Source organism: Erythrobacter sp. (genome assembly GCF_023653175.1).
Taxonomy (GTDB): Bacteria; Pseudomonadota; Alphaproteobacteria; order Sphingomonadales; family Sphingomonadaceae; genus Erythrobacter.
On record NZ_JAMNXL010000040.1, the window covers coordinates 1 to 21,585 of the forward strand.

The 21,585-nt window shown below is 67.9% G+C and carries 23 protein-coding genes; 13 read left to right on the plus strand and 10 right to left on the minus strand.

Annotated features, from left to right (window positions below):
- Positions 1-450, plus strand: a 450-nt coding sequence (locus NBV68_RS06640) for a ThiF family adenylyltransferase (RefSeq protein WP_296308230.1), incomplete at its 5' end; no start/stop codon positions are given.
- A 109-nt stretch (positions 451-559) separates the two neighbouring features.
- Positions 560-898, plus strand: a complete 339-nt coding sequence (locus NBV68_RS06645) for a hypothetical protein (RefSeq protein ID WP_296308232.1) — start codon at positions 560-562, stop codon at positions 896-898.
- A 13-nt stretch (positions 899-911) separates the two neighbouring features.
- Here the strand turns inward: NBV68_RS06645 and NBV68_RS06650 are convergent, their stop codons facing one another.
- From NBV68_RS06650 to NBV68_RS06665, 4 genes are all read right to left on the minus strand, one after another.
- Positions 912-1,115 carry a hypothetical protein gene (locus NBV68_RS06650; RefSeq protein ID WP_296308233.1) on the minus strand — a complete coding sequence of 68 codons (204 nt, stop codon included), beginning with the start codon at positions 1,113-1,115 and terminating at the stop codon, positions 912-914.
- Positions 1,116-1,130: 15 nt separating this feature from the next.
- Positions 1,131-1,394: a hypothetical protein gene (locus NBV68_RS06655; protein WP_296308234.1), complete on the minus strand. Its 264-nt coding sequence runs from the start codon at positions 1,392-1,394 to the stop codon at positions 1,131-1,133.
- Positions 1,395-1,471: 77 nt separating this feature from the next.
- Positions 1,472-1,963, minus strand: a complete 492-nt coding sequence (locus NBV68_RS06660; RefSeq protein WP_296308236.1) for a hypothetical protein — start codon at positions 1,961-1,963, stop codon at positions 1,472-1,474.
- A complete protein-coding gene (locus tag NBV68_RS06665; protein ID WP_296308237.1) occupies positions 1,956-2,657 on the minus strand; it encodes an NAD-dependent deacylase in 702 nt (233 codons plus the stop codon). Before NBV68_RS06665 ends, NBV68_RS06660 begins: the two co-directional genes overlap by 8 nt.
- 33 nt (positions 2,658-2,690) lie before the next feature.
- On the opposite strand from NBV68_RS06665, the gene dapB reads away from it, so the two are divergent.
- The 4 genes from dapB to NBV68_RS06685 all read left to right on the plus strand — a co-directional run bounded on the left by dapB (position 2,691) and on the right by NBV68_RS06685 (position 5,841).
- Entirely contained in the window at positions 2,691-3,431 is a 741-nt protein-coding gene (dapB, locus tag NBV68_RS06670; RefSeq protein WP_296308238.1) for a 4-hydroxy-tetrahydrodipicolinate reductase, read from the plus strand.
- 63 nt (positions 3,432-3,494) lie between these two features.
- Entirely contained in the window at positions 3,495-4,685 is a 1,191-nt protein-coding gene (locus NBV68_RS06675; protein WP_296308240.1) for a M48 family metallopeptidase, read from the plus strand.
- A gap of 9 nt (positions 4,686-4,694) precedes the next feature.
- Complete coding sequence (gene nth, locus NBV68_RS06680; RefSeq protein WP_296308241.1) at positions 4,695-5,372, plus strand: endonuclease III; 678 nt, start codon at positions 4,695-4,697, stop codon at positions 5,370-5,372.
- A 58-nt stretch (positions 5,373-5,430) separates the two neighbouring features.
- Positions 5,431-5,841 carry a hypothetical protein gene (locus NBV68_RS06685; RefSeq protein WP_296308243.1) on the plus strand — a complete coding sequence of 137 codons (411 nt, stop codon included), beginning with the start codon at positions 5,431-5,433 and terminating at the stop codon, positions 5,839-5,841.
- A gap of 16 nt (positions 5,842-5,857) precedes the next feature.
- Here the strand turns inward: NBV68_RS06685 and NBV68_RS06690 are convergent, their stop codons facing one another.
- Genes NBV68_RS06690 through dapE form a run of 4 tightly spaced genes read right to left on the minus strand, consistent with a single transcriptional unit; the run spans position 5,858 to position 10,190 of the window.
- Entirely contained in the window at positions 5,858-6,406 is a 549-nt protein-coding gene (locus tag NBV68_RS06690) for a hypothetical protein (RefSeq protein ID WP_296308245.1), read from the minus strand.
- A 6-nt stretch (positions 6,407-6,412) separates the two neighbouring features.
- A complete protein-coding gene (locus tag NBV68_RS06695; RefSeq protein WP_296308246.1) occupies positions 6,413-7,744 on the minus strand; it encodes a dicarboxylate/amino acid:cation symporter in 1,332 nt (443 codons plus the stop codon).
- 51 nt (positions 7,745-7,795) lie between these two features.
- Positions 7,796-9,031, minus strand: a complete 1,236-nt coding sequence (locus NBV68_RS06700) for a dicarboxylate/amino acid:cation symporter (RefSeq protein ID WP_296308248.1) — start codon at positions 9,029-9,031, stop codon at positions 7,796-7,798.
- Between the two features lie 4 nt (positions 9,032-9,035).
- Complete coding sequence (gene dapE / locus NBV68_RS06705; RefSeq protein WP_296308250.1) at positions 9,036-10,190, minus strand: succinyl-diaminopimelate desuccinylase; 1,155 nt, start codon at positions 10,188-10,190, stop codon at positions 9,036-9,038.
- Positions 10,191-10,219: 29 nt separating this feature from the next.
- Between dapE and NBV68_RS06710 the strand changes: the two genes are divergently transcribed.
- Entirely contained in the window at positions 10,220-10,687 is a 468-nt protein-coding gene (locus NBV68_RS06710) for a cupin domain-containing protein (RefSeq protein ID WP_296308252.1), read from the plus strand.
- Positions 10,684-11,295: a LysE family transporter gene (locus NBV68_RS06715; RefSeq protein ID WP_296308253.1), complete on the plus strand. Its 612-nt coding sequence runs from the start codon at positions 10,684-10,686 to the stop codon at positions 11,293-11,295. The genes NBV68_RS06710 and NBV68_RS06715 overlap by 4 nt, the downstream gene beginning before the upstream one ends.
- On the opposite strand, the gene NBV68_RS06720 is transcribed toward NBV68_RS06715, so the two are convergent.
- Entirely contained in the window at positions 11,292-12,176 is an 885-nt protein-coding gene (locus NBV68_RS06720) for a S1/P1 nuclease (RefSeq protein ID WP_296308262.1), read from the minus strand. The two genes, NBV68_RS06715 and NBV68_RS06720, sit on opposite strands and share 4 nt — an antisense overlap.
- A 2-nt stretch (positions 12,177-12,178) precedes the next feature.
- Positions 12,179-12,841, minus strand: coding sequence for a glutathione S-transferase family protein (locus NBV68_RS06725; RefSeq protein WP_296308255.1), 663 nt, complete (start codon positions 12,839-12,841; stop codon positions 12,179-12,181).
- 107 nt (positions 12,842-12,948) lie between these two features.
- Here NBV68_RS06725 and NBV68_RS06730 point away from each other — a divergent pair, with 107 nt between their 5' ends.
- The 5 genes from NBV68_RS06730 to NBV68_RS06750 all read left to right on the plus strand — a co-directional run bounded on the left by NBV68_RS06730 (position 12,949) and on the right by NBV68_RS06750 (position 21,529).
- On the plus strand, positions 12,949-13,368 hold the full coding sequence (locus NBV68_RS06730; protein WP_296308256.1) for a VOC family protein: 420 nt from the start codon (positions 12,949-12,951) through the stop codon (positions 13,366-13,368).
- A 271-nt stretch (positions 13,369-13,639) separates the two neighbouring features.
- The gene (locus NBV68_RS06735; protein ID WP_296308257.1) at positions 13,640-14,629 is read left to right on the plus strand and encodes a hypothetical protein; all 990 of its coding nucleotides are present in this window, start codon (positions 13,640-13,642) and stop codon (positions 14,627-14,629) included.
- Between the two features lie 86 nt (positions 14,630-14,715).
- Positions 14,716-15,207 carry a hypothetical protein gene (locus NBV68_RS06740; RefSeq protein ID WP_296308259.1) on the plus strand — a complete coding sequence of 164 codons (492 nt, stop codon included), beginning with the start codon at positions 14,716-14,718 and terminating at the stop codon, positions 15,205-15,207.
- Between the two features lie 71 nt (positions 15,208-15,278).
- The gene (locus NBV68_RS06745) at positions 15,279-16,328 is read left to right on the plus strand and encodes a hypothetical protein (RefSeq protein WP_296308260.1); all 1,050 of its coding nucleotides are present in this window, start codon (positions 15,279-15,281) and stop codon (positions 16,326-16,328) included.
- Positions 16,329-16,348: 20 nt separating this feature from the next.
- Positions 16,349-21,529, plus strand: coding sequence for a hypothetical protein (locus tag NBV68_RS06750; RefSeq protein WP_296308261.1), 5,181 nt, complete (start codon positions 16,349-16,351; stop codon positions 21,527-21,529).
- The last annotated feature ends 56 nt before the right edge of the window (positions 21,530-21,585 follow it).

Consider the following 21,585-nt stretch of genomic DNA (forward strand, 5'->3'; position numbering starts at 1 on the left):
ACGCCGGAGAACGCCGCCAGCCTGATCGCGGCGTGCGATCTGGTGCTCGACGGCACCGACAACTTCGCCACCCGCCTCGCCGTCTCGGACGCCTGCGTTGCCGCGGGCATCCCGCTGCTCTCGGCCGCCGTGGGCCGCTTTCAGGGGCAGGTCGGGGCCTTCGCGGGGCACCTCGCCGATCAGGCCTGCTACCGCTGCTTCGTCGGCGACGCCTTCGACGCCGAGGACTGTGACACCTGCGCCGATGACGGCATGCTCGGCGCGATGGCGGGGTGGGCGGGCACCTTCGCCGCGCTCCAGGCTGTCAAGGTGCTGCTGGCGGGAACGGCGCTGCTGGGCGAGCCCGGCTGGGGCCGCCTCCACATCCTCGACGGTCTGGAGCCGGCCTTGCGTACCATCCGCATCGCCAAGGATCCCGCCTGCCGCACCTGCCGCGACGTGGTCGCCTAGTCTCGGCCCGCCCCGCGCCTGCCACGGCGCGACACAATTCGCGGATCTCGCGCGGAACATAACGCCGCCCCGCACACTCGCCCCCTTCTCACCCAAGGAGGCTAGAGCGATGAATTTCGATTACGACACCATCATGCTGCTCGCGGTGTTCACCCTTGGCATGGGGCTCGTGATCGGCGTGGTCTCGTTTCTGCGCGCCAAGAAGGCGAAAGACCATCACGAGGACGCCGCGGTCGCCGAGCGCCAGCGCCACGAGGAACCGGACGCAGCCGTGGAGGGGACGCCGGGCCACATCGACCCGACCGTGTCCGACGACCACCGCGGCGGCCCGGCCGCAGCGCCCGAACGCAGCCGCAGCGGGGTGCCGGTCGCTCCCGACGATTCGGGCCGCAGCTGGACCAAGGAGCGCGGCGCCAATCCGCCGACGCCGGAACCCCCGCGCGACTGAAGCAGGCTGCCGGTCAGCGCCCCTCGAACCACTTCTTCCGCTTGGCAACCGCGTTCAGCCGGTCGAGTTGCGAAGGCCGGTCCGCGTCGGGATCGGGGCGGCAGATGGTCGAGCCTTCACGCTTCTCGCAGATCCGGCCCAGCCGGTCGCGCCCCGGCTCGGGGGTGTAAAGCAGGACGCCGAGCAGCGCCGCACAGGCCGGGAGCATCGCAACCATCAGCGAGATGCCGATCTAGAACCGCACCCCGCCGCGCGTGCCGCTTATGATCCGCCGGATTCCGCTTTGCCCCGGCGACGCTGCGCCCATGACCCGGCGCGCACCCCCCAGCGCAAATGCGCCGCCAATGATTGCCAGCACGAAGGGCAGCGCCAAGAAGGCAACGACGGTGTAGACGATCATGTGACCGTCCGCCTGGCAGGTCCCAGCAGAGCACGCGCTCCACTTCAGGGCGAGATAGCCATAGGGCAGGCCCAGCACGGCCAGCAGGATGATCATCCGCCACGACATTGTGCGATCATAGCGCGGCCACGTTAAGGCCGGGTTTTGTGATCCTGCCTTGACCGCATGGTCGCCTAGACGATGTACTGCCCCGGTTCGCGCCAGTCGGGTATGCCGAGGCAAGCCCAGCCACCATTTTCGTCGAAGCGGAAATCGACGACCCATTCGGTGTTCCAGAGCGTCGAGGAATAGTGGAGCACGCAGCTTCGCAAATCGAGATCCACTTCGACCTCGAAAAGCTCCTCGTTCTCGTCACGGGCAGACGGGATCGCACGCGCGGCATCATCCATCCGGATCAATTCATCGAACACGGCTCTGACGAACAGCATCGCGCCTTCGTCCGGTTCGCCCGCTTCGAGCAGGATCGATAGCGTGAAATAGAACGGCCCCTCGTCCTCGTCGAACAAGGCATATTCGATTGTTCGCTTCCGGGCTTGCCTGCCCGGCAGCCCCTCGCCCGCCGCATGTATCCGCGGGGCGCCCTGCAACGCCTGTTCTACTCTTTCGCGGAAGAAGGACGGCGGATGGCTCGCAAGCCGGTAGTCGTGCTTGCGATCCTCAAGCATCCAGCACCTCCTCCACCCATTGCGGCACCAGCACGCTCGCGGGGCCGTGACGGGTTTCGTGGAAGCATCGCGAGCCTTCGCTGGGTTCAAGGTTCAATTCGAGCGTGCGCGCTCCGTTCGCCCGCGCCTCCTGCACAAAGCCCGCCGCCGGATAGACCGCGCCCGATGTGCCGATGCTGACGAATAGGTCGCAGGTCTCGAGTGCGCGGTAGATGCGCCCCATTTCGTAAGGCATCTCGCCGAACCACACGACATCGGGGCGCAAGGTGGGCGCGCGGCAGACGGGGCACGGCGGGCGGTCGATCATGGTCGTGTGCCAGGGGGAGCGCATCTCGCAGGCGGTGCACAGCGCCGATTTCAACTCGCCGTGCATGTGCAGCACGCGCGCCGATCCGCCGCGCTCGTGAAGATCGTCGACGTTCTGGGTGACGAGCAGCAGCTCGCCCGAAAATTCGCGCTCCAGCCGAGCGAGCGCCGAGTGCGCCGGGTTGGGCGCGACATTGGCGAGCGCGGCGCGGCGCATGTCGTAGAAATTGAGCACGAGATTGGGGTTGCGCGCAAAGCCCTCGGGCGTGGCGACATCCTCCACCCGGTGCTGCTCCCACAAGCCGCCAGCGCTGCGGAAAGTGTCGATCCCGCTTTCAGCCGAAATGCCTGCGCCGGTGAGGATGACGATGCGTCCGATCTCTGCCATGAGGCCTTCAAGCATGAGGCATAGAGGCGCGCAATGGCACAGCTGCAATTCGGGGTGATCGGGCACAAGGGCCGGATGGGACAGGCTCTGGAGGCGGCGATAGCCGATGCGGGGCATGCGCTGTGCGTCGGGATCGACGACGGCGGCTCGATCGCGCACCACGCCGCGCAGTGCGACGTGCTGGTCGATTTTTCCGCTCCGCAAGCGCTCGGCGCAAACCTCGGCGCGGCACAGGCGGCGGGCAAGCCGATCGTGGTCGGCACCACCGGACTGGAGGAGCCGCATTTCGTGATGCTCGCCGAGGCCGCGCGCGCGGTGCCGGTGCTGCAATCGGGCAATTTCTCGGCTGGCGTGACGCTGCTTGCGCACCTCGTGAAGGAGGCCGCAGCCCGGCTCGGAGATGATTGGGACATCGAAGTGCTCGAGATGCACCACCGTATGAAGGTCGATGCGCCCTCGGGCACCGCCAAGCTGCTGGGCGAGGCGGCGGCGCGCGGCCGCGGCATCGCCCTCGCCGACAATATGGAGAGCGGCCGTCACGGGATGACCGGCGCGCGGGCGGCGGGCGCGATCGGGTTCGCCACGCTGCGCGGCGGCACCGTCGCGGGGGAGCATTCGGTGATCTTTGCAGGTGCGGAGGAGCGCCTCGTGCTGGCGCACTCGGCGGAAAACCGCATGATCTTCGCGCGCGGGGCGGTGCGCGCGGCCGAGTGGCTCACCGGCAAGCCCGCCGGGCGCTACACCATGAACGACGTGCTCGGCCTGCAGGCTTGACCGCCGACATGCGCGGCGTATTACTCGAATAATACACAAGGCGAGAACAGGGGTCCGCACCACATGATCGCAACACTCACCCCCGCGCAGGAAGCCGCGCGCATGGTCGACAGCCTCGGGCCCGAAGCGCTCGCCAAGGCGCAGGCCTATACCACCGGCAACCACTGGGTGCTGCTGGGCGGCGTGCTGGTCTCGGTGCTGGTCGCTGTCATCATGGTGCGCCTGCGGCTGCTCGACCGCATCGCAGCGCGCTTCAAGGCGCCGCAGCGGTTCTGGCCCACGCTGCTCGTCAGCGCCGCCTTTCTGGTGATCTCGACCCTCATCGCCCTGCCCTGGACGCTCTACACCGATTGGCACCGTGAGCGGGCCTATGGCCTTTCCAGCCAGCCCTTGAGCGATTTTCTCGGCCAGCTGGCGATCAGCGAGACCATCGGCATGGTGATTGGCGGATTGTTCCTCACCGGCGTCTATGCCCTGATCGGCAAGACCGGCAAGCGCTGGTGGCTGTGGAGCGGGGGGCTGGCAGGCGTTGTGACCCTGCTGGCGCTGCTCGCCGGGCCGCCGCTGATCGAGCCGCTGTTCAACGATTACCAGCCCGTGCCGCCGGGCGAGGTGCGCACCGCGCTCGAGGAGATTGCCGAGGATGTCGACATCCCCAAGGATCGCATCTTCATGTATGACGGATCGCGCCAGTCCGACCGCTTCACCGCCAATGTCTCAGGGGTAGGCCCCTCGGCGCGGATCGCGATTGCCGACGTCGCGCTGAAGGAGGCCAGCCTTGCCGAGGTGCGCGCGGTGACGGGGCACGAGGCGGGACACTACAAGCTTGGCCACATCTGGCGCTATGTGCTGATCTTCCCGCTGCTCGCGATGGCGTTCTTCTTCCTGCTCGACCGCCTGTTCGTGCCCACCGCGCGGATGCTGGGGAGCGATGCGCAGCTCGACGAGGCGCGCGGCCTGCCGGTGTTCGCGGTGGTCGGCGCGGTGCTGGGGCTGCTCGTCACCCCGCTCACCAACACCCTCACCCGCGTGGGCGAGGCCGAGGCGGACATCTACTCGCTAGAAACCGTGAACGAGCCCGACGCTCTGGCGACCGCCTTGGTGAAGACCGCCGAATACCGCTACCCGCGCCCCTCGGGACTAGAGGAAGCGCTGTTCTACACCCACCCCTCGGTCGAAAAGCGCGCGCTCAGGGCGATGGAGTGGAAGGCGGCGCATCCCAAGCCCGAGACTCCGCCCACGAAGGCCCCATGACCCCACGCCATGAACAAAGCCCAGATCTTCGAATTCTTCCGCCGTCTGGCCGAGGACAACCCCTCGCCTCAGACCGAGCTCGAATATGGCAATGCCTACCAACTGCTGGTCGCCGTGGCATTGAGCGCGCAGGCGACCGATGTGGGGGTCAACAAGGCGACGCGGGCGCTGTTTCGCCAGGTGGAGACGCCGCGAGCGATGCTCGATCTTGGCGAGGCGGGGCTGAAGGAGCACATCAAGACCATCGGCCTGTTCAACTCCAAGGCCAAGAATGTCATCGCGCTCTCGCAGATCCTCGTCGAGGAGCATGGCGGGGAGGTGCCGGACAGCCGCGAGGCGCTGGTGAGGCTCCCAGGCGTGGGGCGCAAGACCGCCAATGTGGTGCTCAATTGCTGGTTCGGGCAGGAGACCTTCGCGGTCGATACGCACATCTTCCGCCTCGGCAACCGTACCGGCATGGCCAAGGGCAAGACCCCGGAAGCTGTCGAGGCCAAGCTCGAAAAGCGCGTGCCGCAGCCCTTCCGCCGGGATTCGCACCACTGGATGATCCTCCACGGGCGATATGTGTGCAAGGCGAGGACGCCCGAGTGCTGGCGCTGCCAGGTCGCCGACCTGTGCTCGTTCCGCAAAAAGGTGCTGGAGCCGCCCAAGGGGCGCGCAGCGACGGCTGACGCCAACCCGGATTAAGGCGCGGTTCAAGCGCGCGGGCGATGATGGGCGCATCCTTCTGGTGGAGAGAGATGCCATGACCCCCCGCTTGCTCGCACTCGCCCCCCTGCCGCTGCTCATTGCAGCCTGCACCCCCGACCCCGCCGCAGAGGCCGCGCGCACCCAGGCCGCGCTCGACGCCGCACCGGCCGCCACCGTGTTGGGCCCCGGGCAGAACTGCGTCGACCGATCGCAGGTGCGCCATACCGTGGTGCGCTCCGACCGGGTGATCGATTTCGAGATGAACGGCGGCAAGGTCTATCGCAGCACGCTTCCGTCGCGCTGCCCGGGTCTCGAGTGGGACCGCGCGATCACCTACGAGACCTCGATCAACCAGCTGTGCACGCAGCAGATCGTCTACTCGCTTCAGAGGATCGGGAACAGCCTGCAACGCGGCGCGGGGTGCTCGCTGGGCGAATTCGTGCCGATCGAATATGTGAAGGAGTGAGGCTGAGGCCGGCCGCTCAGCGCCGCGCCCTGATACCCAGGGCTGCGAGCGACGCGGCCACGGCTTCAGGACTGGCGCGACCGGCAATGGCCGACGTCAGTGCTTCGCGGGCGTCTTCTCGCCAGTCCGGGTGTGTGAGGAGCTTGCGCGGATCGCGCCACTCGGCGAACCAAGGTTCCGCGACTTCTGTCATGTAGAATCCGAGTTCCTCGACGCACCGTTCGTAGGTGCTTCCGGTCTCGGCATTGAAGCGATGGTGATAGGCATAGCCGGTCGCGCGGCGAGCGGGGTCGCTGATGATGCCGATCGCACCTCCAGCGACGGTTGCATTGAGCACCCGGATACTGAGCATCACGCGAATATCGATACGGGCGGCGCGGGGGGCGCCATAGGAGCTTCCGTGACGATACAAGTAGATGCAGTCCGCACTGTGATCGTGGGCGCGTACCCAAGTCCGGTTCTTCGTCTTCAGGAAACCGCTCGGACCGACAATCTGGGAAAAGTCGGCGCAGACTTGCTTCATTCCGTCAGCGACGAGCTGCGAGAACCGGTTAGGCTCCGACATGCAGCCTTAACCCGGCCCCTCTCCGAAATTGCTCGGGTCCAGCTCCAGCCCCGCGCGGCCGTCGGCGGCGGTGTGGGCGGGGGCGTGGGGGAGTTCCATGTCCTCGGCTTCCTCGATCTCGAGCATCCCCTCCCACTTGGTGATGACTGCGGTCGCGACTGCGTTGCCGACCACGTTGGTCGCGGTGCGGCCCATGTCGAGGAACTGGTCGATGGCGAGGATGATCGCCACGCCTTCGACCGGCAGGCCAAACATCGCCAGCGTGCCGGTGATGACCACCAGCGAAGCGCGCGGCACCGCGGCGATGCCCTTCGAGGAAATCATCAGCGTCAGCAGGATCATGATCTGCGTACCGATGCTGAGGTCGATGCCGTAAGCCTGCGCGATGAACAAAGTCGCGAAGCTCATGTACATCATCGAGCCGTCGAGGTTGAAGCTGTAGCCCAGCGGCAGCATGAAGCCCGAAATGCGGCGCGGCACGCCGAAGCGGTCGAGCTGTTCGAACAGCTTGGGTAGCGCCGCTTCGCTGGATGCGGTCGAAAAGGCGATCATCAGCGGCTGGCGGATGTAGCGGATCAGCGTCCATGTCCGGCGCCCGAGGAACACCGCGCCCGCGCCGAGCAGGATCACCCACAAGAGCAGCAGCGAGAAGTAGAATTCGAGCAGCAGCGTGAGATAGGTGCCGAGGATCGACAGCCCGCTCGCCGCGACCACATTGGCGAGCGCGCCGAACACAGCGACCGGCGCATAGCGCATCACATAGCCGGTGACCTGCAGCATCATCTCCGCCAGCGCATCGGCGCCCTTGACCAGCGCGTGGCCCCGCTCACCGATCGCCGACAGCGCGACGCCTGCAAAGATCGAGAAGACCAGGATTTGCAGGATGTTGTTGGTCGCCAGCGCCTCGACCGCGTTCTTGGGGAAGATCGAGAGGATGAACTCGGTCGCCTTCAGCTCCTTGACCTCGCCCACCGCAGCGGCGGCTTCGGCGACATCGGGGATCGGCGCGCCGATGCCGGGCTGGAACAGGTTGACGAGGATCAACCCCAGCCCGATCGAGACGAGGCTCGCGGTGATGAACCATGTAAGCGCGCGCACCCCGATCCGGCCCAGCGCCGCGCTGTCGCCCATGTGGGCGATGCCGACGACGATGGTCGAGAGCACCAGCGGGGCGACCAGCATCTTGATGAGGTTCAGGAAAATGTCGGAGAGCAGCTTGAACCACGGGGCGATCGAGTCCTTGATCACCGCCGGATCGACCGTCTGGTTGAGCACCTGCCCGACGATCACGCCCAGCATCATGCCGATCAGGATGTAGAGCGTCAGCTTGCGGTCCATCTTTGCCCGTTTCCCCAAGAATCGCAGCGCGATGCCCCGGGGAACGCCTGCTCAGATATCGTCTGCGCTGACGAGCTCGGCCGTGTCAATCTCGCCCGTGAGGCTGGCCACGGTTACCGCCACCGCCGCATCGCCCGCGACGTTGGTGGTGGTGCGCACCATGTCCATGATCCGGTCGACCCCGGCGACGAAGGCGATGGTCTCGAGCGGCACGCCGACCGCGCCGAACACCAGCGCCATCATGATCAGGCCCGCCCCCGGGATCCCCGCCGCGCCCACCGCGCCGAGCGTGCCGAGCAGCGCGATCATGCCGTAGTCGGCCCAGGACAACGCGACCCCGAAGACCTGCGCCCCGAACAGCGTGGCAAGGCCGAGATACATCGCCGTGCCGTTCATGTTGATCGTGGCGCCAAGGCTGATGACGAAGCTTGCGACCGAGTTCGACACGCCGAGATTGCGCTCGGCGCAGCGCAGGGTGACGGGCAAGGTGGCGTTGGAGCTGGCGGTGGAATAGCTCACCGCCATCGCGTCGATGATGCCGCGGAAGAAGCCCACCACCTGCTGGCGCGCCACCAGCTTCACCATGGTGCCATAGATGAAGACGATGATCAGCGCGCAGCCGAGATAGTTCAGGAACACCAGCTTGCCGAGCGCCGCCAGCGCGTCGAGGCCCAGCGTCCCCGCCACCCAGGCCATCAGCGCGAAGACGCCGAAGGGGGTCAGTTCCATCACGATCATCGTGACCTTCTGCATCACGACAGAGCCGCTCTCGAAGATCCGCAGGACAGGCAGGCCTTCGTCCTTGGCCATCAGGATGCCGATCCCGATCAGCAGCGAGAAGACGATCAGCGGCAGCACGTTGACATCGGCCATGACCTGCACCGGGCTCTGCGGGATCATGCCGAGCACCATGTCGCGCCAGGTGGTTTCATTGGGCGGCGGCGTGGTGCCCATGTCGACGCCTGTGGTGTCGACGCCGATGCCCGGCCCGGCGAGCGTGCCCATGGCAAGACCCAGCCAAACCGAGATCTGCCCGGTCACCACGAACAGTAGCATCGCCCGCCACCCGACCGCGCCCAGCTTCCTCAGGTCGCCGATGCTCGCGACCCCGGCGACCAGGCTGAAGAAGATCAGCGGCACCACCAGCATCTTGATGAAGCCGATGAAGACATCGCCGATGATCTTGATGCTCTCTGCTTCAGGCCCCCACAATCGTCCGGCGATGATGCCGAGGATCAGGGCAGCTATCACCCGCTGCCACAGGGGAACCCGAAACCAGAACGACAAGACCTTACTCCTTCAACTCCTCGCCAAGTGCGAGCGCGCCTAGCGCGATGCGGGCATAGATGCGCGCCAGCATGGCGAGATCGGGGATCGCCACCGCCTCGTCGCGCTTGTGCATCGTCGCGTTGCAGAGGCCGAATTCGATCACCGGGCACACAGCGCGCAGGAAGCGCGCATCGGAAGTCCCGCCGGTGGTGGAAAGTTCCGGCGCTACCCCCGTTTCCGCCACAACTGCCTCGCTCACCAGCTTCGAGAAGGCCCCGGGCTCGGTCAGGAAGGGCTCGCCCGAGATGACGGGCCGCGCGTGGCCGCCGTGCTTTTCGGCGATGGCGCAGACGCGTTCCGACAGGCTGTGCCCGGTGTGGAGGTCGTTGAAGCGGATCGAGATGCGCGCCTCTGCGCGCGCCGGGATGACGTTGTGCGCCTTGTTGGGGGCGGCAATCTCGGTGATCTCGAGGTTGGAGGGCTGGAACCACTTCGTCCCGGTGTCGAGGGTCAGCGCGTCAAGCTCGGCGAGGATCGCGACCAGCCTGGGCAGCGGATTGTCGGCAAGGTGCGGGTAGGCGACGTGGCCCTGCGTGCCATCAACCGTGATGAAGATGTTGACCGAGCCCCGGCGGCCGATCTTGACCATGTCGCCGAGGCGGTGGACGCTGGTCGGCTCCCCCACAAGGCAGAGATCCGGTTGGTGTCCGGCGCCCTCTATGAAATCGATCAGCGCGCGGGTGCCGTGGAGCGCGGGGCCCTCCTCGTCGCCGGTGATGATGAAGCTGATCGTGCCGGCTTCAGGGGGGACGTCGGAGACAGCGGCGACCATCGCGGCAATCGCCCCCTTCATGTCGACCGCCCCGCGCCCGTGGAGCAGTTCGCCGCGCTCCTGCGGCTCGAAGGGGTCCGAGGCCCAGCCCTCTCCCGGCGGAACGACATCAAGGTGCCCGGCGAAGGCGAAGTGCTTCGAGCCTTCGGGGCCGGAGCGGATCGCGAACAGGTTCTCGACCGGCGCTTCCTCCGAGCCTTCCGGCCCCGCGCCGCGGGTGAAGCGGTGGACGGCAAAGCCCAGCCCCGCCAGCATCGCCTCAAGCTCCGCGAACACCGCACCGGTCGCCGGCGTCACGGAAGGCGCGGCGATCAGGCGCTTGGCAAGGTCGAGCGTGTCGAGCATCAAGGCAGGCCTAGCAGGAGTTGCCGCCGATGCCCAAGCTTGAACTTGACGCGATTCCCCAGACCAATGCGACCGGCTACCCCGCCCCCTTCGACGCGGCGGTCGAGGGACGCTGGTATCGCCGCCTCGCGCCGGTAGCGGGGCTCACCCGGATGGGCGCAAGCCATTGCACCTTGCTGCCGGGCGCCTTCTCCTCGCAGCGCCACTGGCACCGCGAGGAGGACGAGCTGGTGGTGATGCTCTCGGGCCATGCGATCCTGATCGATGATCACGGCGAGACCTCGGTCGGTCCCGGCGACGTGCTCGCCTTCCCGGCGGGCGAGCCGAACGGGCATTGCCTCCACAACCGCTCGGCCGAACCTTGCGTCTTCGTCGCCATCAGCGCAGGCGACAGGGCTGCCGACAGCGGCGAGTATCCCGACATCGACATGGTGTTTGACCCGCAAGGCTATGCCCGCAAGGACGGCACCCGCTACGCAGCACGCCGCACGCCGTGATCGACCACACCGGCTTCGCGCTGGCGGTACTGCTGATCGAGCTGACGCCCGGCCCCAATATGGCGTGGCTCGTCACGCTGGCCCTGGCCGAGGGGCGGCGCGCGGGGCTCGGCGCTATCGCCGGAGTGGCGGCGGGGCTTGCCGCCAATGCCGCGCTGAGCGTGCTCGCGACCAGTCTGATCCTTGCGCAAGGCGAAGGGCTGACGCAGGGCGTGTCGGTGCTGGCCGCGGCGATGATGGCGTGGCTGGCGTGGGAGGCGTGGCGCGAGGCGGGCGAGAGCTCGCAGGCCGCAGCACCCAAGGCCGCGGGCGGACGTCATGCGCTTGCGGGCTTCGTCATCAACTTGCTCAATCCCAAGTCGGCGCTGTTCCTCATCACCGTGATGCCGCAGTTCGTCACCGGCGGGCGGCCCACTCTGGCGCAGGGCCTGACCCTCGGCGCGGTGAGCGTCGGGATCGCGACCGCGATCCACCTGTCGCTGGTGCTGCTGGCCGAACATGCGCGCACCGCGCTGATGGCCGAGGCCCGCGCCCGCGCCGTGCGGCGGGGGCTGGCGCTTGTCATGCTGGGCGTGGCTGCGTGGTTTCTCGCAAAGGCCTTCGTCTAACGCCGCCGCCGCGGTGTGTCGGGCACCAGCGGGCCGGGCTTGAAGGCCTCTTCGAGCAGCCCTGCGATCCTCAGCCCGGCTTGCACCACTCGCTTGCGCGCAACCGGCACGCCGCGGACGATGTCCTCCTGGCTCAAAGCCACCTTGTCGGGCAACTCCGCCGCGCACACGTCCTCGGTGTCGAAGGCGGTGGGGTAGACGAAGCTCCTCGCGATCTCCCAGCTCTCGCGGCCCCAGTCGTCGGGGGTGCCGCCCGCCAGCTCGGCGCGCTCGGCGGGCGAATATCGGCGCGCCACCGGATCGGCCGGATCGCTGATCGCGCGCTCGGCCAGCGGGCCGTCCCATATGCTGTGCAGGTTGAGCCCCGGCTTGATCCCGTAATCGGCCTTGCGCGCGTTGCCGCCCTGATCCTCGTTGTCGCCCGAATGGAGCGGATTGTGCACATCGCCTGCGAAATGAACCATGAAGGCGAGCGCCTCCAGCCGCACGGCCGCAGGCAGGCGTTCGTCGGCGAGCACTCGCTGCGCGCGCACAATCTGTGCGGTGACGCAGCTGCCGCCGGGGCAGTTCGCGCGGGGGTCGAAGGCCTTGCAGATCGGCGCGTTCCGGTAGTGCCAGGCGGCGGTGTAGCCCCAGCGCCAGCTTTCGGCCCGCACGCAATCGGCCCAGACGGCGGCGTCCTCGAGCGTCTTCAGCGGGCAGTCGGGCGTGCCGAGGTCCTTCTCGCGGGCCAGCAGCGCCCGCACCTGGCTGCGCACCTCGGGCGAGACATTTGCAAGCGCGATCGCGGCGGTCTGGCGGTGCGCATAATAGCCCCAGGCAGCAGCCGGAGCGGGCACAAGTGCCAGCATCAGCGCCGCGTAGGCTAGCAGTTGTCGCATCATCAGCGCACCATCTCGAACTGCTCGATCACCCATTCCTCCTCCTCGGCCGCGCCGATCCATTCGCGCATCCAGTCATGCTCGAGCAGCGCCTCCATATAGGCCTGCGCGAAACCGGGGACGCCGATGCCGTAGGTGACGAAGCGCGTCACCACCGGAGCATAGAAGATGTCGGCCGCCCCGAAGGTTCCGAACAGGTAGGGCCCCGCGTTGCCGTGGCGCGCGCGGGCCTCGGCCCACAGGGTGAGAACGCGCACGATATCGTGGCGGGTCGCCTCGGCGATGCCGGGCAGTTCCACCCGGCGCCGCACATTCATCGGCAGCTCGCGGCGCAAGCTGAGGTAGCCCGAATGCATCTCGGCGACCATCGCGCGCGCCATCGCGCGGGCCGCGTCGTCCTTGGGCCAGAACCGCTCGCGCCCGACCTTGTCGGCGCAGTATTCGAGGATCGCGAGGCTGTCCCACACCACCGCATCGCCATCCCACAGGATCGGCACCTTGCCGCTCGAGGGCTGGACCTCGTCCATGCCCTGCTTCAGGCGGTCCCACTCCTCGCCCATGATGGGCACGGTGAGCTCCTCGAAGTGCAGTCCCGACTGCTTGAGCGCGAGCCAGCCGCGCAAGCTCCAGCTTGAGTAGTTCTTGTTGCCGATGATGAGTTTCATGGGTCTGCGCTCCACCTGCGAGACGGGTTGAGGCGCTGCCGTAGATATTCAGTCTGGCGCTGTCGAGGCTGAACGGGTTATCCGGTCACCCACAAGGAGCCCCACCCATGACCCTCGCCCCCTTTCACCTCGCCTTCCCGGTCGACGATCTTGCCGCCGCGCGCCGCTTCTACGGTGAGGTGATGGGGTGCGCCGAAGGGCGTTCGAGCGAGGAGTGGGTCGATTTCGACTTCCACGGCCACCAGATCGTCGCCCACCTCGCGCCCGGACAGGCAGGCGACCGTGCGAGCAACCATGTCGACGGTCACGGCGTTCCCGTTCCCCATTTCGGGCTCGTGCTGACCATGGCCGACTGGGAGGCGCTCGCCGAACGCCTGCGCGCAGGGGGGTGCGCTTTCGTGATCGAACCGACGATCCGCTTCAAGGGCCAGCCGGGCGAGCAGGCGACCATGTTCCTGCGCGATCCATCGGGCAATGCGCTGGAGTTCAAGGCCTTCGCCGATCCCGCCAGCCTGTTTGCCACCTGACGCGGGCCGCGCCGGGGCAACTGCCGACCTGCCCGTGACAACCGGAGGATTGCGCGCTGCACGCAGCCGCTGAAAGGCACCCGCCGAAAGCGCCGGGTTGCGCGTGCAGTCCGTCCGCCAAGACGCCCGAGTACAAATTGTTAGCTAATCGCGCTAACGGTTTCGCTACCCGAATGGACTAGGGAGTGATCCGGAGGAAGCGGGTTTTAATCCGAAATGTTCATTTGATGACTAACGGAATGCTAACCAATCCTCAGTATTTCCCCTTGGCATGACCAAACATGCTCGCCTGTACGGCCCCCTCGCCTCGATCCTCGCCACCGCCATTCTGGCCGGTGCCGCCACGCCTGCGCTCGCCGGCGGCGTCACCGCGGGCACGCTGATCGAAAACACCGCCACCGCCAATTTCGAAGAGGCCGGAACCTCGCGCAGCATCGATTCGAACACGGTCACCGTGCTGGTCGACGAATTGCTCGATGTCACGGTGACCTCGCTCGACACCGGCCCGATCTCCGCGCGTCGCGGCGATGCGGTGCTGACATTCGAAGTGACTAACCCGGGCAACGGCCCCGAGGCATTCCTGCTCACCCCCGAAGCCGCGGTTGCCGGCAATGATTTCGATGTCACTGTTCGCGGCCTTGCAATCGATACTAACGGCAACGGCGTCTATGACGACGGGATCGACCAGATCCTCACCGGCCCGCTGACCACCCCGGTGCTGGCGCCCGATGCGCGCGTCACCGTCTTCGTGCTCGTCACCGTTCCCGATACCGCGGCCGACGGCGAGACCAGCAATGTCCAGCTCACCGCCGCAGCCGCGACCGGCAACGGCACGCCGGGCACCAGTTTTGCAGGCCAGGGCCAGGGCGGCGGGGACGCGGTGGTCGGCTCGACCGGCGCGCTCGCCGATGCCCGTGGGCAGCTGAACAGCGCGGTGGCGAGCGTCCAGCTCGTCAAGTCGGTCTCCCTGAGCGATCCCTTCGGCGGCACCAGCGCGGTGCCGGGCTCGGTCGCGACCTTCACCATCGAGGCCCGCGTCAGCGGTTCGGGCAGCGTCGGCAACCTCGTGGTGACCGACGCCATTCCGGCCGGCACGACCTATGTGCCGGGCACGCTGGCGCTCGATGCCGGCGCGCTGAGCGACGCGGCCGACGCCGATGCCGGAACTGCCTCCGACGCCAGCGGGATCAGCGTCACGCTCGGCAGCGTGGCGGCGGGCACCAACCGCAGCGTCACCTTCAACGTCACCATCGACCAGTAATCGCAGAAAATCAGGGTGTTCCGGGCCCGACCAGCCCGGAACGCCGCACCAACGACCACACCTCACGAGTCACCAGGGGACCAACCATGAAGTCGATCACCAAGCTGATGCTCGCCTGCGCTGCCGCTGCGATGCTGACCGCGCCGGTCGCGCCGCTCGCTGCGCAGGACACGCCGCCTGCCGTCTCCGTCAACGGCGACATCAAGGCCGAGAAGGCCGTCACCGGCGCCGACGGCAAGCCCGCCGTCCAGCTGGTCGATCCCGAGAGCTTCCTGCCGGGTGACCGGCTGGTGTTCGGGCAGAACTTCGCCAACACCAGTGCGGAGATCGTGACCAACTTCACGATCACCAACCCGCTGCCCGAAGCCGTGCGCCTCGCCCCCGACGCCGATCCGGGGCTCGAGGTGTCGGTCGACCGCGGCAAGTCCTGGGGCAGGCTGTCCGCGCTCAGCGTCACCGCTGCCGACGGGACCAGCCGTCCCGCCCTCCATGCCGACGTGACCCACGTCCGCTGGGTGCTCGCCACCATCGCTCCGGGCGCGTCCGGGCGGGTCGCCTTTCCAGTCATCATCCGCTGACCAGCGGGAGATAACCGCCAAGCCCCGCGGGCGGCACCTTTGACGCTGGGCAAACACTCGGGACCATAACCATGAAGACCACCAAGCAACTGCTGGGTGCGGTGAGCGCTTTTGCGCTCATCGCGATGTCCAGCACCCCTGCTCTGGCCGCAGGGACCAGAGCCGGGACCACGATCACCAACTCCGTCACCGTCAACTACAACGTCAACGGCAATGCTCAGAACGCCGTGACGGACAGCGACAGCTTCACCGTTGACCAGCGCGTCAACGTGCTTGTCACTGCCGTCTCCACGCCTGTCCAGGTTTCGCCGAACCAGCTGAACCGCGTGTTGGCCTTCGACGTGACCAACCTCGGCAACGCCACGGCTGACCTCGTCCTGTCCACCGCGCTGCGCGGCGGCACGGCGGCCAACATCAGCAACATCCGCATCTTCCGCGATACCAACGGCAACGGCGCACTCGATTCGGCCGAACAGACCGCTGGTGCGATCACTTCGCTCGATGAAGTGGCCGAGGATGCCGTGGTGCGGGTGCTGGTCGTCTCCGACATCAGCATCAACGCGGTGAACGGCGACACCTTCGACGTCGCGCTGACCGCTGCCGCGCACACGGGCGGCACTGTCGGCTCGCTCGGCGCGCGCATCCTGGCGACCTCGGGCGCGAACACCTCGGGCATCGACAACGTGCTGTTCGACGGCGCGGGCGTTTCGGATGCGGCCAATGACGGCGCGTTCTCGGCCCAGGGCCGTTACGCGGTGTCGGGCGCGGTGCTGACCGTCAACAAGACCAGCCGCGTGGTGAGCGATCCGGTGAACGGCGTCTCGCCCAACGCAAAGGCGATTCCGGGCGCGACGGTCGAATACTGCATCACCGTGGCGAACGCTGCCGGTGCTGCGACCGCGACCAACGTGGCCCTGCTCGACGATCTGCCGGCCGATGTCACCTACGACTCTGGCTTCGGGATCTTCATCAACGGTAGTGCGACCTGCACCACCGGCACCGCGGGCGGCAACTATGCGCCGACCGGCGGCGTCGGCGGGCGTGCGCGCATCACCGGCACGCTGAGCGACGTTGCGGCGGGTCAGACCCGTTCGCTCTACTTCCAGGTCACGATCCGGTAATTCGGATCAGGACTTAGGTCTTGCGTGTTTCCCCCTTCTTGCGGCGTGCGGCAGCTATGCTGTGCGCGGTTCTGCTGTCGCTGAATGCGCCGCAGGAGGGGGTTCACGCCCAGACGACCGGTGGCGCCAGCACGGTGCGCACCGTCACCAACATCGCCGAGGCCAGCTGGGAGGCGCATGGCGCCCGCCAGGAGACCTCGAGCAACATCGTGCGCTTCGATGTTGCCGCACAGCCCCCCGCACCGCCCGCGATCCGCGTTTTCCGCCGCTCGCCCGGCGACGGCGGCGCCGAGCTCGTCTACCGCGCGCCCCAGTGCAGCGCGGGCGGCATTTCCGCGGCCGAGCTGCGCGCCAATGCGATCGCCAGCCTGACCCCGGGCGGCAATGCGGTCTCCTCCATCCCCACCTCCGTCGCCAAGGTCCAGCAGACCGACGAGCTGCGCGGGGGCGAGCCGCTGTTCTTCGAAATCACCGCCGCTTCGGCAAACCGCGATCCCGCAGCGATCGACAGCCTGACGGTCGTGCTCACCACCCCAGAGGGCGACCGCGAGACCATGACGGTCTACGAGACCACCGCCGACAGCGGGGTCTTTGTGGGCGTCATCGAGACCCGCCGCATCCCCCCGCCGCCGGTGCGCGAGGACTGCCGCCTCAGCGTCGGCGCGGATTCGCGCATCACCATCGCGGCGATGCGCCCCGGCAGCGATGCGATCCTCGTCTCCGCCGATGTCATGGTGCTGGTCGATCCCTTCGGTGTGGTGTTCGACAGCGAAACCGGCGCGCCCGTCGACGGCGCGCGCGTCAGCCTCGTCAATGCCGACACCGGCGCGCCCGCGACCGTCTTTGCAGAGGACGGCGTAACCTCTTGGCCTTCCAGCGTTATCAGCGGCCAGCCGATCACCGACGGCAGCGGACGCGTGGTCGAGATGGGGCCGGGCGAATTCTGGTTCCCGCTCACCGCGCAAGGCCGCTTCCGGCTCGCGATCGAGCCGCCCGAAACCTACACCGCCCCCTCCGCTGCGCCGCGTGACGTGCTCGCACGCCTCACCCGCCCGGACGGGCGGCCTTACGTTATCCGCGAGGGCTCTTTCGGCGACATCTTCGTCCTCGACAACCCCGTGCCCTTCGAGGTCGACATCCCCGTCGATGGCCCCGCCGCCGATCTCGGCCTCGTCAAGACTGCCTCGCGCACCCGCGCCGAGCCGGGCGACGTGGTGTTCTACACGCTCACCGTCAGCAACACCGATCCGGCGCGCATCCGCCGCGCCGTGACGATCACCGACACCCCCTCGCGCTGGCTGCGCCTGCGCCCCGGTTCATTGCGAATCAATGGCTTGCGCGCTCCCGATGCGCTCAGCACCTCGCCCGATGGCCGCGTGCTGACGATCGCGCTGGGCGATATTGCCGCGGGCACCTCGGCCAAGGTCACCTATGCCATGTCGGTTCGCACCGATGCGCCTCCGGGCCGCGCGGTCAACCTCGCGCTGGCCCGCGACGCTCTTGGCCGCGAGGTGCGCGCCGATGCCGTGCTCGATATCGACCGCGATGGCATCGCCGACCGCATGACCATCATCGGCCGCGTCACCGACGGCCCCTGCACCCTGCCCGAAGACCAGCGCCGCGGGATCCCGGGCGTGCGGGTGATGCTCGAGGACGGCAGCTTCGCCATCACCGACGCCGACGGGCGCTACCACTTCGAGGGCGTCGTCCCCGGCACCCACGTGGTGCAGGTTGCCCCCATGACCCTGCCCGAGGGCGGCACATTCGTCGATTGCATCCGCAATACCCGCAGCACCGGCAGCGCGATCTCGCGCTTCGCGATCGGTCAGGGCGGGAGCTTGGTGGTCGCCGATTTCCATGCCGTTCTGCCCGAGAGCGCACGCGCCAAGCTCGCCCCCTTGCCTGCTGCCGACGCGCCCGCCGCCGAAAGCGACGCCGCCCCCGCCCCCGACGCCGAGGCGCCCAAGGATGCGCCCAAGGACGGCGGCCCGACCCTCACCGACTACCTCGCGCTGGGCGACGGCGAGGACGGCTTCCTTGCCCCTGCCCCCGACGCCAACCCGCGCGCGCCCGCGATCAAGGTCGCGGTGCGCCACCGGCTTGGCCAGTCGGTCCAGCTGTTCGTCGACGGCAAGCCGGTCAACCCGCTCGCCTTCGAAGGCACGCAGAACCCCGAAGTCGGCCTGTGGGCGGTCAGCCAGTGGCGCGGCGTGCCGCTGCTGACCGACAAGACCGTGCTCGAGGCGCGCATCCTCAACTCCTTCGGCGAGGTCTCCAAGACCTTCACCCGCGAGGTGTTCTTCACCCGCGCGCCCGCCAAGGTCGAATTCCTGCGCGAACAGTCGAACCTCACAGCCGATGGCCGCACCCGGCCGGTGATCGCGATCCGCGTGCTCGATCGGAACAACCGCCCGCTTCGCGAAGGCATCTCGGGCAGCTTCACCCTCAACGCTCCCTACCAGAGCGCCGAACAGATCGACCGCCAGCAATTGAACCAGCTGACCGGCATGGCCCCCATGGCCGCGCGCTGGGTGGTGGACGGCACCGAGGGCATCGCCAAAATCGAGCTCGCCCCCACCATGGTCAGCGGTTCGCTGCGCCTCGGCTTCACCTTCGACGACGGCGAGATCACCCGCCGTCAGGAGCTCGAAGCCTGGGTCGAGCCGGGCGATGTCGAATGGACCGTGATCGGTCTGGCCGAAGGGACTGTCGGCGCACGCTCGGTCGCCGACAACATGGAACGCGCGGGCCGCTTAGACAGCGACCTTGGGCAAGACGCGCGCATCGCGCTCTATGCCAAGGGCCGCGTGCTGGGCAAATACCTCCTCACCCTCGCCTATGACAGCGCCAAGCAGCGCGACGACGCGCGCGTGCTCGGCGCAATCGATCCGGGCGCTTATTACACCGTGTTCGGCGACGGCTCGGCGCGCCAGTTCGACGCCGCGAGCCGCGAGAAGCTGTATGTCCGCATCGAGACCTCGGCCTTCTACGCGCTCTACGGTGACTTCCAGACCGCTTTCAACCAGACCCGCCTTGCCGCCTACAACCGCACCGCGACCGGCGTGATGGGCGAGGCGCGCGTCGGCGGAGTCAAGGCGCAAGGGTTCGCCGCTCAGATTGCCAGCCGCTTCCAGCGCCAGGAAATCCAGGGCCAGGGCATTTCCGGCCCCTATGCGCTCAGCAACCGCCGCATCCTCGCCAATTCGGAGCGCGTGACCATCGAGGTGCGCGACCGCTTCCGCCCCGAACAGATCGTCTCGAGCCGGAACCTCGTGCGCTTCACCGATTACGACATCGACCTGCTGGCGGGCACGATCCGCTTTGCCGCGCCCGTGCTGAGCCGCGATGAGGACTTGAACCCGCAGTTCATCGTCATCGAATACGAGACCGACAGCCGCGGCGAGGCCGAATGGAACGCAGGCGCGCGCGCCGACTGGACCAGCGCGGACGGCCGCATCCGCATCGGCGCGAGCGCGATCAGCGATGCCGGGCTCGAAGGCGCAGGCGGCACGGCGCAGCGCACCGACCTCGGCGCGGTCGATCTCCTCGCCAAGATCGGCGACAACACCGAAGTTCGCGCCGAAATCGGCGTCAGCCGCCGCGAGGGCGAGACGGCGCAGGGCTGGCTTGCCGAGGTGCAGCACCAGACCGGCACTATCGATCTCATCGCCTATGCCCGCCAGATCGACGCCGACTACGGCATCGGCCAGCAGAACGCGGTCGAGCGCGGACGGCGCAAGTTCGGGATCGATGGCCGCGTGCTGATCACCGAGGAACTGACCTTCACCGGCAGTCTGTGGCAGGACGAGAGCCTGACCGACGCCGCGCGCCGCCGCGCCGCGCAGGGCCAGATCGCGCTGACCCGCCAGAGCACCAACCTGCGCCTCGGGATCGTCCACTTCACCGACCGGCTCGCCGATGGCAGCAGCGCCGCTTCGACCGTGCTCGAAGCGGGCGCGACGCAGAGGCTTCTGGGCAACAAGCTGGAACTGAGCGCCGGCACCGCTGTCGCGCTCGGCAAGGCGGAGAGCGTCGATCTTCCGGCCCGCCACCGCCTCGGCGCGCGCTATGCGATCACGCAGGACGTGCGGCTGGTCGGCACCTATGAAATGGCCGATGGCGAGCGCCTGAAGGCGCGCCAGCTGCGCGGCGGGATCGAAGTCACGCCGTGGCAGGGCGGGCAGGTCTCGACCACCATCGGCGAGGAGACCATCGGCGAGAACGGCACCCGCACCTTCGCCGCCTTCGGCCTGTCGCAGACCTACCAGGTCAACCCGGCTCTGACCCTTGATGCCACCATCGACGGCAACCGCACGATCGGCGGCTCGCCTGCCGCTGCCAGCCTCGTCAACCCGAACCAGCCCCCAGCGAGCGGCGGCCAGCTCACCGGCGGACTGTTGTTCGAGGATTTCACCGCCGTCACCCTCGGCGCAGCCTGGCGCAAGGATCGCTGGAGCCTGACCGCGCGCGGCGAATGGCGCGACGGCGAGACCACCGATCGCAAGGGCGTGCTGCTGGGGGCGATCCGCCAGCTCGGCGAAGGCAGCCTTGTGGGCTCGGGCGTGACCTGGACGCGTTCGGAGACCGTCGGCGGCGCGGTCGCCGAGATCATCGATGCGAGCATCGCCTTCGCTCACCGCCCGGACAATTCGCCGCTGGCGATGCTCGGCCGGCTCGAATATCGCAGCGACGAGGTGACCGGCGCGGTCGCCGGAGGCACCGCGCTGGGCGGCACGGCGCTCACCGTCGATGGCAACGCCGTCGCGCGCCGCCTGGTCGGCAGCCTTTCGGCCAATTACAGCCCGCGCGGCGCAGACGAAGCAGGCGCCCAGGTGCGCCGTCACGAGGTCGCACTGTTCCTCGGCGCGCGCCACACGCTCGACGCCTTCGAGGGCACCGAGTTCCAGGGCACCTCGCTGCTGGTCGGTGGCGACGCGCGGATCGGCATCGGCGAGCGGTTCGAGCTGGGCGCGAGCGTCACCGCGCGCGCCAATCTCGACGACAACACGGTCAACTTCGCCTACGGCCCGACGCTCGGCTTCGTGCCCGTCGAAGGCATGCTGCTGACCGTCGGCTACAACATCGAAGGCTTCCGCGACGGCGATTTCGGCCCTGCGCGCAATACCGACAGCGGCGTATTTGCCGCGGTGCGGCTGAAGTTCGACGCCTCGAACCTCGGTTTCCTCGGCCTGGGGCGCTGAGCGTGGCTGGCGCGGATCGGCGACGGTTTGCTAACCGTCTGTTTACCATGGTTTCC